The 15504-nt window shown below is 28.9% G+C and carries 7 protein-coding genes; 1 reads left to right on the top strand and 6 read right to left on the bottom strand.

The window, feature by feature from the left end; all coding sequences use genetic code 11:
• Positions 1-119 precede the first annotated feature (119 nt).
• Positions 120-6722, bottom strand: a complete 6603-nt coding sequence (locus tag V3V28_RS11945; RefSeq protein WP_331365241.1) for an MG2 domain-containing protein — start codon at positions 6720-6722, stop codon at positions 120-122.
• Positions 6723-6893: 171 nt separating this feature from the next.
• On the opposite strand from V3V28_RS11945, the gene V3V28_RS11940 reads away from it, so the two are divergent.
• Complete coding sequence (locus tag V3V28_RS11940) at positions 6894-8246, top strand: UDP-N-acetylmuramate--L-alanine ligase (RefSeq protein WP_331365240.1); 1353 nt, start codon at positions 6894-6896, stop codon at positions 8244-8246.
• On the opposite strand, the gene V3V28_RS11935 is transcribed toward V3V28_RS11940, so the two are convergent.
• From V3V28_RS11935 to V3V28_RS11915, 5 genes are all read right to left on the bottom strand, one after another.
• Entirely contained in the window at positions 8230-9342 is a 1113-nt protein-coding gene (locus V3V28_RS11935; RefSeq protein WP_331365239.1) for a nucleotidyltransferase domain-containing protein, read from the bottom strand. The genes V3V28_RS11940 and V3V28_RS11935 overlap by 17 nt on opposite strands.
• Complete coding sequence (locus V3V28_RS11930) at positions 9332-10468, bottom strand: hypothetical protein (RefSeq protein ID WP_331365238.1); 1137 nt, start codon at positions 10466-10468, stop codon at positions 9332-9334. Before V3V28_RS11930 ends, V3V28_RS11935 begins: the two co-directional genes overlap by 11 nt.
• 85 nt (positions 10469-10553) lie before the next feature.
• Positions 10554-10733, bottom strand: coding sequence for a hypothetical protein (locus V3V28_RS11925; protein WP_331365237.1), 180 nt, complete (start codon positions 10731-10733; stop codon positions 10554-10556).
• Positions 10734-10761: 28 nt separating this feature from the next.
• Complete coding sequence (locus V3V28_RS11920; protein WP_331365236.1) at positions 10762-13920, bottom strand: lamin tail domain-containing protein; 3159 nt, start codon at positions 13918-13920, stop codon at positions 10762-10764.
• An 83-nt stretch (positions 13921-14003) separates the two neighbouring features.
• Entirely contained in the window at positions 14004-15503 is a 1500-nt protein-coding gene (locus tag V3V28_RS11915) for a TrkH family potassium uptake protein (protein ID WP_331365235.1), read from the bottom strand.
• Position 15504 lies beyond the last annotated feature (1 nt).

The raw sequence follows: 15504 nt of genomic DNA, 5'->3' as shown, positions 1-15504 counted from the left end.
GAACATCATCGTAAATCGAGTAATGATAATGATAATTTTATCCTTGAGTAAGCACGTTTGTTTTCGTACACCTGACTTTAGTCAGATTTAAAAACCTATGGACTTTAGTCCATAGTGGTTTAGTTTTCTAAAGCATGAATTCTAACCCCTTCTGAATGACTACTAAATTCTGGTGCATACATACTTTGTATAGTAGTAATTCCGTTGCTGAAATTACCAGCATTGTTAACTCTTACATCATATTCAAAAACATAAATTCCTTTTGGTAAACGATCAAAAAAGAAGTTTGTTGCGGCATCTTTTGTACTTTCATAATAACCTAAATTGTCTTGCCATTTGTATTTAGAAATTACATTAATTGGTTCTACTCCAGATGCTCTCATATCTTTCATGTGAATAAATTCCATATCTCTATCAGAACGTAATTCAATTTTTACCGTAATTAAATCTCCAACTTTTAATTGTGTTTTAACAGTAATTTCTTGTAATTCTTTTCCTGTATCAGAATTTACTTTTAAAAATAATTTCTTATTCAATTTAAGTGGAGTTTCTGCAGAAGTAATTTTGTCTAAATCTTCAAAATATTGCCAATACAATCCGCCCCAAGCAATACCGTTTCCTTTTTTAGTAATGATAACATTTGCCATATCTTTTTTGATTTCATCACCATTCCAAGAAGTTTTAAAATAACCTGTTCCTGCTTCAATTTTTACGTCTTCTATATTATTAGGATTAACGTTTTTATCACCAACTTTAATAGCAACCATTTCTGTTATAGAAACCCAATCACTTCCATTTAATAATAACGCATAAACAGCTTCTGTGGTTGCTTTTGTAGTTTTCCAACTATTAGTTTGCTTATTTTTTAGCAACCAAATTTTAAGATTATCTATTGTTTTAGTTTCATTTTCAATTTCTGAAAAAGTTTCAATTAGTAATGCTTGTGTTTCTACTGGAGCTTCATAATTATAATAGCCAGCAGTGTTGCTTTTCCAATACATCCCTAATTCATCTGAAGTAATTGAATTTTCTTTTAAAGAATTTAGAATCTTGTTTGCTGTAGTTTTTTTATCACTTCTAAATAATGATAAAGCTATTTGACCTTTTGCATACAAGTTATAATCATTCCAATAAATTTCAGTTTGATTTTGATAATAACTAACAGCACTTTTTAAATCGTTATCCATCAAAATATCAATATAAAAACTACGCATGTATAAATACTGAATTGTAGTATAGTTCAAGTTATTTTTTGATAAATATTCAACGTAAGCTTCTTCTCCTTTCTTTTTAGTTTTTGATTGCTGTTTGATTTTTTCTGCTCTTTTTAATAGTTTATTGTATTGATCTAACAACTCACTATCTAAATATTTTACAGCTTTCTCAATCACTTTTGAAGTTGATGTATCAAAATCGGTAGCCCCTAATTTTTGAAGATGACCAAAACCAGTTGCAATATGTTGGGTAATAAAATTACTTTCATATCGTCCACCTTTAAACCAAGGAAAACCACCAGAATTCATTTGAATATCCTTTAATTTATTGATGGCTTTTTCTTGCTCATTCTTCATTTTATTTAAATCGAATAACAAAGCAATTTTTTTCTTTTGCTCGGTTTCAGACTGTGCATCTCTCAACCATGGAGTTTCCTGAATAATCAACGATTTTAATTCTTGATTTTTTTCTAAATTAGACAACAAAGCATCAGAAGATTTCCAAGCATTAAATACTTCTTGAATCTTTGGGTTTGAATTCGCTACAAAACTAGCCAAGGTATTTGCATAATATCTAGAGAATGTTTGTTCTGCACATTCATAAGGATATTCCATTAAATAAGGCAAACTTTGAATTGCATACCAAACAGGATTCGACGTCATTTCTAAAGTTAACTTATGGTTTTTTAAAGTTGAAGAAGTATTCTTTTTCAATTTATTTAACGTAAAAGTTTTGGTTTGATTAGAACGAACCCACATTGGTAACGTTTCTGTAACCAACATTCTATTAGATAAAACAGGTAAAACATTTTGTTCTCCATCAGAAAAATCGCCAGCTTTTGCCACAATTTTATATTGAACAGCTTGTACCGTTTCAGGAATTGATAAACTCCAAGAAATGTTGGTATTTCCATCTTTATCAACTGTAAAGTTTTTGTTTGAATTTAGATTTTCTAAATCTGTATCAATTTCTTTTCCAGAAATGGCATCTGTTAAAATTAGTTTCGCAAAACCATTTAAAGTGTTGTTTGTTAAGTTTGTGATTTTTGCACTCAACGTAATTTCATCTCCCTCTCGTAAAAATCTTGGTGTATTTGGCACCACCATTAATTCTTTTTGAGTTACGGTTTGTAAAGTTTTTGTTGCTGCTTTTAGCTCTTTTGTATGCGCTAATAATTGCAATTTCCAACGTGTTAATGCTTCTGGCATTGTAAAAGAAAAACTTACTTGTCCGTTTTTATCAGTTCTTAATTGTGGAAAAAAGAAAGCGGTTTCTTTAAAGTTTTTACGCGCTTTTACTTTAGATAGTTCTTTGTCTATTTTTGCTTGACCAGATTTTGTTGTGATAATTATTACTCCGTTTGTAGCTCTTGCACCATATAAATCTCTTGCAGCTGCATCTTTTAAAACTTGTATTTCCGAAATTTCATTTGGATTTAAATTGAATTTATCAACAATAACTCCATCAACAACATATAAAGGTTGAGAATTTCCTTTTAAAGAACCCATTCCTCTAATTCTAATAGTTCGTCCTGACCCTGGTTGTCCATCATTAATTATTGAAACTCCAGAAACTTCTCCTTCTAAAGCATCCATCATCATTTCACTTTTAACTGAACTTACAGAACTTGTTAAATGAGATTTTTTACGTGTTCCGTATCCAGCCACTACAACTTCGTCTAGAGCATTAAAATCTTCCTCCAATAATACATTTAGTTTTGTTTGATTGTTAATTGAGACCTCTTTAGGTAAGTAGCCGAGATAACTAAAGACCAGTACATCTCCCTTTTTTATATTTATAGAGTAATTTCCATCAAAATCTGATTCAGTTCCAAAAGTTGTTCCTTTTATTAAAACTGAAACTCCAGGTATACCTCCGGATGTATCTTCTATAATACCAGTAATTGTTCCATCGAAAATGGTTCTAGTACTTTCAATTTTTCTTTTAGTATTTCTTATATATTGATTTTTTTGCCAACGATTATTGTTCAGACTAAACCCAAACCAATTATATGAATCATAAGAAATAGCTGAAAATCCATAATAATTTCTGTGATTGTTTTTAATGTTGAAATTGGTATTTCTAAAACTATAATTTGCGTTACTTAAACTGTAAGAACTGTAACTCGGTTTTGGCGCAATTGGATTAAAACTCCAGTTATGAGATTTAAATTCGTCTAAAGAAGCATCATACATAGACGCTAGAATCTCTGCAGTTACTGCATTTTTTTCATCGTTTTTAATAGTGAAACTCCAAGTTTCATCTTGTCCTGGTTGTAATTTATCTCTAAAAATATTGGTTTCAATATTAATGCTTTCTTGTTTTTCAGGAACGTTAATTATAAGATTTCCACTTTCAAAATAATTATAATTTACAAAGTGATATTTAATTGCAAAACCACCAATGTCTTCTTTTTTAACAGGGACTTTAATTGTTTTGGTTGAATTACTTAACTTAACCAAACAAGTTTCTATAATTTTATGATTCTTTTCAATTTGTATAACAACAGTCATATCTTTTGAAGCAGAACCAATATTGATTTCTACATTATCACCAACTTTATAAAAAGTTTTGTCTGTATTAATTACTAATAATTTAGCATCTGCAACTTGTTTTTCTTTGGTAGAAAACATCGTAAATCTTTGTTCGTCTTTAACTGCTTGATTGAATTTATCTTTACTTTCTAAAACAACAATGTATTTTCCAGAAATCCAATTTTTGGTATTTTTAAGCTTTAATTCTTTAGCTATTTCTGTATCAAAGTTTTCGTCTAATACTAATTCTCCATTTTTCCAATTTTTCTCATCAGATTCATCATCTGAATATGGATCATTAGGAAACAGAGTTCTGAACGTGTTTTCTGAAATGTCTTGATAATCTGGAGCATTCCAAGGTCTTTTTCTTAACGGAGTTTTTGGTGCCTTTAGTTTATATATTTTAATGCTTCCTTTTGCAGGTACAAACTCACCGTTTAAGTTTTTGGTATCAATATTAATAACGGTTTCTTTTTTATTTTTGTCAATTTTATCGTCTAAAGAAATTGTTGCTACCAAAGAGTGATATCCAACTTTTACAATAGTTGTTGCGCTTCTTGTTTCTCCATTAATATCTGTAACATCAGCTGTAATTTCATAATTAAAAACAGGTAATCCTTCTTTAGAAACACTTTCATCTGGCATTGCTTTAAAGGTAATTTTAAATTCTCCTTTTGAGTTGGTAACACTTTCTCCGTTTGTGATTTCTTGAGAATTAGAAGTTGGGTTTGGTCTATACCTATACCACCAATTTGGGTATTGCACTTTTCTATGTACTCTATAAACTACTTTTGCATCTGTAATATTTGCACCAGAAAAAGCTTTTGCAAAACCATAAATTTTTACAGAATCGTTTATTTTAAAACTTTCTGTTACTGGTTTAAATTCTGTCTCAAATTTTGGTCTTTTGTATTCTTCTACTGAAAAATTAAAATGATTATGGTCATAATTACTAATTTTTTTACTACTGTGTTTAAAATTTTTCAATTTTGAAGTTATAGAATATTGACCAGTTAATCCGTTATTAGGTAAAATAAATTCTCCTGCAACTGAACCAAAATCATTCAATTTTAATTCTAATGTTTTTATTAATTGCTTATTAGCATCATTTAATTTAATACTTACATATTCATCTTTAAAAACTTCAGATTTATCTCCTTGTTTTTGTATAACAATCGCTTTAAAATAAACAGTTTGTCCTGGTCTATATATGCTTCTATCTGTAAAAATAAATGATTTTATAATTGTGGTTTTATCATCATCCATAGAATCGTTATAATCTACGTTACTATAATCGTATAAATAATGATAGCCAAAAGTGGCAAAGTCATTTTTGGTTTTAATAGCAATATTTACACTATGGTAACGGTTTTTACTTTTAAAAGAAGCAAATCCTTTTTTATCCGTTTTTAATCTTTTGTTGATGTATGTATCTTCATCGTTACTTTTATTCTTTAAATGTATTTCTGCATTTTTAATTGGTTTTCCTGTATTTCTATCAACAACTTGATAATTGTATTTTCCTTCAAATGTATTTTCTATTAATGTTAAATTGGTTACTTGAATGGAAGCAGTTCCATAGATATTATTTTCTTTTAAATTTTGATTTTCTGATGTAATAATTAAAAACTTACCGTTATTAAATTTTGGAATTATTACTTCTGTTGAATGTTGTGAATAATCTTTTTCATTTCTTAATTTGGCGTTCCAATCCTTTACTTTCTCTAATGAATTAATAAATTTTACTTTATCATCAAATTGATAAACTTTATTAAATTGAAATAATTCTTCATCAGTTATTTTATAAGCTGTAAAAAAGAGTCTATCAATATTTTTGTAGTTGATTAAAATTCTAGAATTTGTGTTGATTGGTATGTATTCTTCTGCAGTAATAGAAAGTGATTTTTCTTTAATTTGATTCTTTAAAATAGTACAGTTTTTTGCGCCTAAACTTTTAGGAAATTTTTCTATAATTTCATTACAAATTTCTAATGCTAGTTTGTTTTCTGATTTGTTTCTATGCGTTTTAGCTATTTCAAAAGCATACAATCCACTAACTTCATTTTTTTTGAAATGTTCTTTTGAAGAATTAAAAGTTGTTAAAGCTATTTTTTCTTTTTCATTGAAAGTTGCATGCGTTTCAACAAAACTTAAACGCTGAATATCTATAGCCATTAAAGCATTTAAATTATTTTCTTTTACATGAAATTGAATTAATTTTTGATAAATTTTTAATGCATTAAATTGTAATGACAAACTATCTTTAGAAGTAAGCTTTAATTTTGAGAATTTTTTAAAATCACTCAAAAAATCAGTATTATCAAGAATAAACTTATAAGAAGGTCTTGTAATAGAAGTTTCTGAAGATTTATAAAATTCTAGCGCATTGTTTGCTAAAAAGTCATACAATGTTGGTCTGTATTTTTTTGAATCTTTTTGTATTTGTAAAATAGGTGCAAAATCATGAATATCTGCTTGTTGAAGTTCATCAGAATTTTCTAATGAAGCTTTAAAATGCGTGTGAATTTCTTCAAATAACGTATTTAAATCCCAAGTCCTAAAATCTGCAACATCTACTTTGTTTTTACTTTTAGTTCTATTGTAGAACTTGTATCTGTTTTGTGTAAAATATTGCCAATACAGGTTTGCTAATACGTTTTCTAATACATTTTTTGTTGGAAATTTACTTTTATAAATATGTTTTTTAAATTGATTAATTACTTTTAATTGCGCATTTTCTTCTAACGTTAAAGAAAATTTACTTTTATAAAAAAGAGATTTTATGATTTGTGGAGAATTGGTTTCCTTTTCTGCTTTTTCATAAACTTCCTCCACAACTTTTAATGCTGATTTGGGTAAATTATCTACTTCAAATTTCTCTACTTGTAACCAAAGGTTTTCGTAGTTTTTTTGAGCGTTTATAAGAGAGGAAAATAGAAATATCATTATTAATGTTGATGTAATTTTTTTCATAGTTATAAGATTTAATACTTTCAAAGTAAAGTTAAACCGTGTTGTAATTCAATGTAAAATTAGTAAACGAACCTTTTACAGTTGTAAAACTATCTTTTGAATTAGTTTAGTCCTAAATATAATCAATATTGTTAGAAGCTTTTGTATTTTTACTTTTTTAAATTTTGTTAAATGAAGATTCATTTTATTGCAATTGGCGGATCTGCCATGCACAACCTTGCCATTGCTTTATACCAAAAAGGATACCAAGTTTCTGGTTCTGATGATACAATTCATAATCCATCTAAATCTCGATTAGAAAAATATGGATTATTACCAAATGAATTTGGTTGGTTTCCCTCTAAAATTTCATCAGAATTAGATGTTATTATTTTAGGAATGCACGCTAAAATTGACAATCCAGAGTTGTTAAAAGCGCAAGAATTAGGGTTGAAAATATATTCATATCCAGAATTTTTATATGAGCAATCTAAAGACAAAACAAGAGTTGTAATTGGTGGCTCTCATGGAAAAACTACCATAACTTCTATGATTTTACATGTGTTAAATTATCATGAAAAAGAAGTTGACTATATGGTTGGCGCACAATTAGAAGGTTTTGAAACCATGGTACATTTAACAGAAAAAAACGATTTTATTGTTTTAGAAGGAGATGAGTATTTGAGTTCGCCAATTGATATGCGTCCTAAATTTCATTTATACAAACCAAATATTGCATTGTTAAGTGGAATTGCTTGGGATCATATTAATGTATTCCCAACTTTTGAAAACTATACAGATCAATTTAGAATTTTTACAGATTCTATGGTTAATGGAGGAAGTATGGTGTATAATGAAGAAGATGAAATTGTAAAAGATGTTGTAGAGTCTTCAGAAAATCATATTAAAAAATATCCATACAAAACTCCCGAGCATTTTATTGAAAACGGAATTACTTATTTAGATACTAAAGAAGGAAATTTACCATTAGAAATTTTTGGAAAACATAATTTACAAAACCTTGCTGGAGCAAAATGGATTTGTCAACATTTAGGAGTTGATGAAGATGATTTTTATGAAGCTATTGTCAGTTTTAAAGGAGCAAGTAAACGGTTGGAAAAAATAGCAGAAAGTAATTCTACAGTTATTTTTAAAGATTTTGCACACAGTCCTAGTAAAGTTTCAGCAACTACAAAAGCAGTTAAAGAACAATATAATAATAGAACTGTTTTAGCTTGTTTAGAGTTACATACGTATTCTAGTTTAAATGCAGAATTTTTAGCTGAATATAAAGATGCTCTAGAGTTTGCAGATAAAGCGGTTGTTTTTTATTCTCCGCATGCAGTAAAAATTAAACAATTAGAAGAAGTTACTAAAGAGCAAATTGCTAGTGCTTTTGAGAGAGATGATTTAATTATTTATACTAACCCGCAAGAATTTAAAGAATTTTTGTTCAATCAAAATTTAAAAAATACGGCACTTTTATTAATGAGTTCTGGTAATTATGGTGGTTTAGATTTTGAAGAGGTTAAGGGTTTGGTTTAGGCTTTTTTAAACCTAATCGAATTAGTTTTTCCTTTTGCCATTTTTTATCCGTAATTCTTTTTATAAGCCAATTTCTATGTTCTTTTTTGAAAATTGATTGGTAAACTATACTTAATCGTGATTTTATAAAAAGGTTTTTTTCTATTTTTTTATAATTTTTATTTGCTAATTTTTGATTGAATAAATTTTTATTAAAATATGAAATGTAATTTTCAGTTTCTTTATTTTTAGTGTATTCTAGAGAATTTATTTCCCCAAAAACTAAAAAACAAGTAGCAAGAAATGAATTTAAAGGGCCAAACAATTTTGGGTATTTTACAAAAGAGTTTTTAGCAATTGTTTTTTTTGATAATAAAAACACATCATACGCATTTCTTAAAGCAATGTTTTTAAAATGAGAACCTTTGTCATTAATTTGTTTTGCAATTATTGATAAACACAATTGGTTATCATAACTCATTACATTAATTTTATCTATTTTTAATGTAGATATACTAACTACAGAATAATTAAATTCATCTGCATATTCTTCTAACAATAGTTCTTTGTGTATTTCTACTGCAGCTATTTTATTTTCTTTTTGAATTCTAGGATAGTGTTTAAAAGAAATAGGGTCATATGTATTTTTATGAACTTTAGAATATCCAAATTTTGTTAAAACTTTAATGGCATTAGGATAGTCATTTTTTGAAAAAATAAAATCAATATCACCAACCATTCTTTCTGCAATGTCTTCATATAAACCTTCTAGTAAATTCCCTGTTCCTTTTAAAAAAATAGGAGTAATATTATTTTCTAATAAAAGGGAATTAATTTCTCTTGCTTGCTCAATAATTTGTTGATTTCTATCACGGTTTAAATCAGTGATATGTACCATGTAATTCACCAATTCTTCTGGAAGGTAATTTAGAAAATTAGCGCGTTTTAAATTACAATACAATGCTGGAAATACATAATGAGCGGTACTGATTTTAACAATAAAATCCCAATCTATTTCTGTATTTTTAAGTTGAATTTCAACTTCATGTTTATTTTTTTCTTCCAAAGAAATAGTTAAGCATTTTCCAATAAAAAAAAGCACTTCTTTATAAATCATTATTAAAAATTTTAGAAACAGTATGTATCATTTCTTTATTTACAGAATACGTTAATTGATAACAATTTAAGCTCTTAAACCAATCTAAAAATATTTGTGCATTTTCTATTTCTGGTGAAAGCCAAGAATCTGGAACTAATTGTTGAAACGCATCAATTTTAGAAATCTTTTTACAAGTTAATTTAGCGTCTTTTTCATATTTAATAAAAACCAAATCATTACAAGGTAAATGTGCAAAGAAATTATTGTTATTTGGTTGTAAATAACGAACTACTTTATTCAATTTTTTAAAATGATATTCTGCAGAATTTTCTAATTCAGGATAGAGTGGAAGTAGAGTTTCTAAACTATTTCTTTTAATAGAAATAGATGCCGGAAAACTATAAACTTCTTTTTTTTCTTTATCAATAGGAACAAAATCATCTGCTAAACATGTAAAACCATTTGCTTGCAATAACGCTAAAGAGGTACTTTTTCCATTACCAGAATCTCCTAAAAACAATATTGATTTTTTCCCATTACTTACTGCGGAAGCGTGGAAAACACCCATCCATTCATTTTCTGCTTTTTTATGGATTTTCTGAATAAGTTGCATTGAAAACTTTCCTTGAAAATAGTGAATTTCTTTTTTATTCCATGCTCCAATAAAATCTTTGTCAACATGAAGGAAAATATAACCATTGTTGTTGAAAACAATAAATTCGTTTTGAAAACCTGTTTTTGTAGTTTCTAAATGAGCAAATTTGGGATGTACTAAAGAAAGTTCAAATTCATTAGAAAAGTTAACTCTAAAAACAACATTATTTATTTTATAATACTTTTTAAATTCAAATTCTTTAGGTATTTTTATATCTCTATAATCATTTACAATATCTGGCTTTATAGTTTTTTTAGGAACGAAAAATCTTTTTTCTAAATCTAAAATAAAGTCAACAGTTTTTTCTAAAGGGACATTTAGTTTTTTAGACAATGCTTTTGCAATTTCATTGACAGAAATATCTTTACTTAATCTTTTTAAAATATCAGCAGTTGTGTTTTCTAAAACTAAATATTCATTGCTATTTTTAAACCAAGTTATGGTTTTGTTCTCTATAACTTGGTATAAAATTGGGTTCTCGTTATTCATAAAAATAAAAGTAATCAATTTATGATTTATACAAAAAAAATGCTTCAATAATTGAAGCATTTTTTTTGTATATAAATTTTTAGGTTTAAAACCCTGTTCCAGGATCTTCTGGACTTGTAGCTTGTGCTTTTTGTGGATTTAATATCATATAGGTTCCCAATGCAGTTAATACCGAATATTTGCCGTAGTTTCCTATCTTTTTTAGAGCATCTTTACGAGAAATTTCTTGAACTTTATCTCGAGTATTTTTTACCAGTTTTTTCATGATGTTTCATTATTTAAAATTCTCGTTATTATTCTATAATGATTTTTTTGTTTAGCTTTCCTGTTTCAGTTTTTAGCTGAACAATATAAACTCCTTTTGCTAATTTTGGTAGAGAAATTTCTTTAACTCCATCAGTTGTAAAAGAGCTGTTCATAATTTGTTCTCCGAGAATATTAAATAAAGTAACCTTTGTATTACCTTGTTGTAAACCTGTTATTTTTAAAGTGGATGTATTTGTTTTATAAACACTAATATTTTCTAAACTCACATTTTCACCAATATTTAAAGCACTTTCTGTTGTGTGTAAATAGAATCTTCCAATTCCGTTTAAATTTGCAGTTAGCGTTAATTTGTAGCTACTATTTGTTTCATCTAAACTAGTAAATATGTTTGTTTCTCTGTCTTCTAAATAGACTTTCAAATTAGAAGGAAAGTTTAATGTTTTTGCAGAAATAGTAATCTCTTTATTGATAAGATTTTCATTTTCGTCTTTCTTAAGAATAACTTTTATACCAATGGGAATAACTAAATTTTCAAAATCTTTAGGTAAAGTTTGTATTGCTAAATTTTTGCCCTCATTATCAGAAACTAACTGCGTGTAAATAGCAAATGAACTACCAACACCGCTAAACATAGAACTGTCGTAACCATTATCAAAACCACTTGTTTTATTATTTACATATAAAATATTAGTCGTTTTACGACTAACATTGTCACTTAATAAAAGTTTTATTTTAGAGTTATTAGTGCTTCTACTAAAAATTCCTGTAGCTTGGTGACTTTGCATCGTTTCAGTAAAACTAAAATTTCCTCCACCAGCTTTTGCACTAACAAAGAAACCTTGTGCAGGAGAAATAAAACGAGATGTTCCACCTAAATTTATAGTCACGTAATCTCCATTACCAGAGTTTGCTTCTTTATCCCAAATCCAAACGGTATCTTCACTTAAAATATTTAAACCATTAGCTCCGTTAATTCTTAAAATATTGTTTGTTGCGTCTGCTGCATCATTTAAAGGAATGTAAGAAGAATATGGGTTTCCAATAAGATTAAAAGTATTACTAGAACCAACACTTATAGCGCTTGTGTAATTTTCTGTTGGGAAATTTCCCTGAAAACCTATATTTCCTTTTGCTGAAGGAGAAATTGTACCACCAGTTGAATTAGGAGAAATTGTATATCCTTTTCCGGTTACAAAATTACCTGCAGTACTTAATAACGTTTCACCAGCATCAACTGGGCTAGTTGATGCAGCAGTTTTATAATAATCCCAAGCTCGACCACTATTGTTATAGGGTGCAATGGCTACGTTATTGTTGTTAGTTCTTAAGCCTACGTAATTTGAAAATTTTTCAATTCCTTCACCTGTAACAGGAGAAGATATTAAAGACCAATCATCTGTATTATCCTTATTTGTTTCTGTGAAATAAAAGAACTGACCACTTGTATCTAAAGCGCTATAACCACCTTTTAAAATTAAAGTTCCAGCATTTAAAGTATTGGTGCCTGTTATGGTTGAAGTAATTACTATATCTGTTGAAGTGTTTAACAATATATTTCCTTTAATTGTAAGTTTACCACCTCCGTTAATACTTAAATTCCCATTTGTTGCAACTGTAAGATTTATAATTTCTGAAGATGCTGATAAAGTTGGTAAAGTACCTACATTAGGAATTAAAACATCATTACTACCAGAAGGTTTTACACCTCCAATCCAATTTGTATCTAAATCCCAAACGACACTACCGCTACCATTCCAAGTAATTAATGTTGTAAAAGGAGTTACACCATCTGTGTTATCTTTTCCTGGAGAGAAATTTAAACCACCTGTTAAAGTAGTATGTTTCACAAAATTACCTGTAAAATCTGGACTTCTTGCAATAGATTGATTATCATTTGCATCTCCACCATAAGTTGTTGTTGAAATTACAACAGCAGACGCATTTTTTATTGTAATAGTATCGCCACTATTATTTAAACTTAATAATCCAGTACTTGCTATTTGAGTTAAACCAGAAACCCCTCTAACTTCTCCTCCTCCAAATATTATAATTGTTTGGTTTGCAGGAATTATTGTTCCACTTGGAAATGTGTGACGAATACTAGCTCCATCTTCTATTGTGTAGCCAGATATATCTAAACTTCCACCAGAGGTATTATAAATCTCTATAAACTCATCATCAGCTCCATCTCTAACTCCATCCCCATTTGAGTCTCCTGCAGGAACACCAGCGGCAGGGTCTGAAAGTAATTCGTTTACTATTAAACTGGGTATTTCATTATCTTCATTAGTAATTGTAGTATTTTTAGTAATTCCATGGTAAGAAGCATCAGAGGTAGCGTCATTTACCGCAACAGTAATGGAAACAGCAACATCTCCATCAGATAATGCATCATCTATTCCTGTGGCAGTAATATTTTGAGGAGTATTCCAGTTTCCATTCGTAAAAGTTAAGTTAGCTGGTAAAACAGTAACTTCACCAGTATCTCCACTAGATATGTTTAGAACTACATTTGTGCTTGGTTGAACTGTAAGAACTGCGCTAAATGTAGCAGTTGTTCCCGTTTCATTTGTATTACCAGAAACGATGCCTAAAGTTATTCCTGGAGCAGCAACACTTACTGAAAAAGAAGATGTTGTATATCCTTGACTTCCGCCATTTTCTTCAAATTCAAATCCAACAACTATGGTATTAGCTCCAGATACATCTAATGCGGATATTGTGTAGTTAACATTATCTCCATTTGTTGAAGTTGTGTTAGCAGTTTCAACTCTAGAACCACCGTCAAGGATGTAAAAGTATTTAAACTTATTTTCATTTGCTCCAGAATTAAGAGTAATTGCAGAAATGTCAATTAAGTTAATTGCAGAGACATCAATGTTTTGACTTTGAAAAATCCCTTGACCTCCCCAATCATCAGAAGCCAAAGATCCGCCAGTTACTTTAAAAGAATTGGCAGAACTATCTGTGCTTGGAGTGCTTGTGTATGATAAAGACCATTGATTAGAAGCGGCTCCAAATGGACCGACTGAAGCAGGCCCTACAGAAGGAGGAGTAGCTGTAGAATGATCTGTAAAACCATCTCCATTGTTTGTGAAATCTGCATTGTAAATTTGCCCTAAAGTATTAGATGCTAAAAATAGCATAGAGAGCAACATAGTGAATTTTAAATAGTGATTTTTCATGACTTTTTTTCTTAAATGTACGAAAAAAAGAATATAATAAATTATAAAACACCCGTTTACAGTAATGTAGTTTTTTTTAGGACTTAATTCTTGCGCCAAAAAAAAGGCGTAAATAAAATAAGAACAGTAAAAAGTTCTAAACGTCCAATTAGCATTAAAAAAGAACAGAACCATTTTGCCGCGTTTGATAAATGAGCAAAATTATCAACCGGACTTACAGAACCAATTGCGGGACCAATATTTCCTAAAGAAGATGCTGCTGCACCAAGTGCAGATATAAAATCTAAACCTAAAAAAGTTAATATAACTGAGGCAATTATAAAAATAAGCATGTAAATAATAAAGAAAGAAAGAATATTAAAAACAATGGTTTGGTTTACTGTTTTACCATCATATCTTACTGGTATAATTGCATTTGGATGCAAGGCTTTTTTGAACTCTAAAAAACTGTTTTTTAGCATAACAATATGTCTTACTACTTTTATACCACCACTTGTAGAACCCGCAGAACCACCTGTAAAAAATAATGCAAAGAAAATTCCAGTAGCAAAAAAACTCCACATTGTAAAATCTGCGGTAACAAAACCTGTAGTAGTTACTACAGAGATTACCATAAATAACGAATGTCTAATAGCACTTTCTGTTTCTCCTAAAACTTTAGGATGCGCCAATGTTGTTTCTAAATTTGGGTCTTGAGAAAAAAGAATAACTAAAGCTACAATTGCCGAAATACTTAAAACACCAAAAAAGTAATACTTAAATTCTTCACTTTGAAAAACTTTTTGAACCTTTCCTTTTAAAGCAAAATAAGTAAGTACAAAGTTAGTACCTGCAATAAACATAAAAACAATAATAATATATTGTATTAATGGTTGTCCGTTATAAAAGGCAATACTATCTGCTTTTGTAGAAAAACCACCAGTACTAACGGTTGCCATAGCATGGTTTATAGCATCAAACCAAGTCATACCAGCAATTTTTAAAAGAAAAAACTGAACAAAGGTTAATACAACATATATTAGGTACAATCTTTTTGCTGTGTCAGTAATTCTTGGGTGTAACTTGTCTGCGGATGGTCCAGGAGCTTCGGCCATAAAAAGTTGCATTCCTCCAATTCCTAATAGTGGTAAAATAGCAATGGTTAGTACAATAATTCCCATTCCGCCTATCCAATGTGTAATACTTCGCCAAAAAAGAATTCCTTTTGGCATTCCTTCAATATCTGTTAAAATTGAAGAGCCTGTTGTTGAATAACCAGATAAGGTTTCAAAAAAAGCATTTGTTAAATTTGGTATAGCTCCAGATAATAGATAAGGTAACATTCCTGTAATAGAAAGTGTTAACCAACCTAAAGTTACAATTAAATAACCTTCTTTTTTTTGAATATTTGTGTTTGTAGGTTTGTTAAAAAAGTAGAGTAGTAGGCCAATAAAAACTGTAATAATACCAGCGTTTAATATTCCCCATCTAGCAACTTCGTCATGAAATAGACTCAAAGGAAAGGCTATAAACATGAACAAACCGTTTAAGATTGCAGTAATTCCTAAAAACCGAAAAATTATTTTTGTGTTTAAAAATCCCATT

The organism is Polaribacter sp., assembly GCF_036480315.1.
Classification (GTDB): domain Bacteria; phylum Bacteroidota; class Bacteroidia; order Flavobacteriales; family Flavobacteriaceae; genus Polaribacter.
Note: the sequence above shows the minus strand (reverse complement) of the source record. Positions and strands in the feature narration are given on the sequence as shown.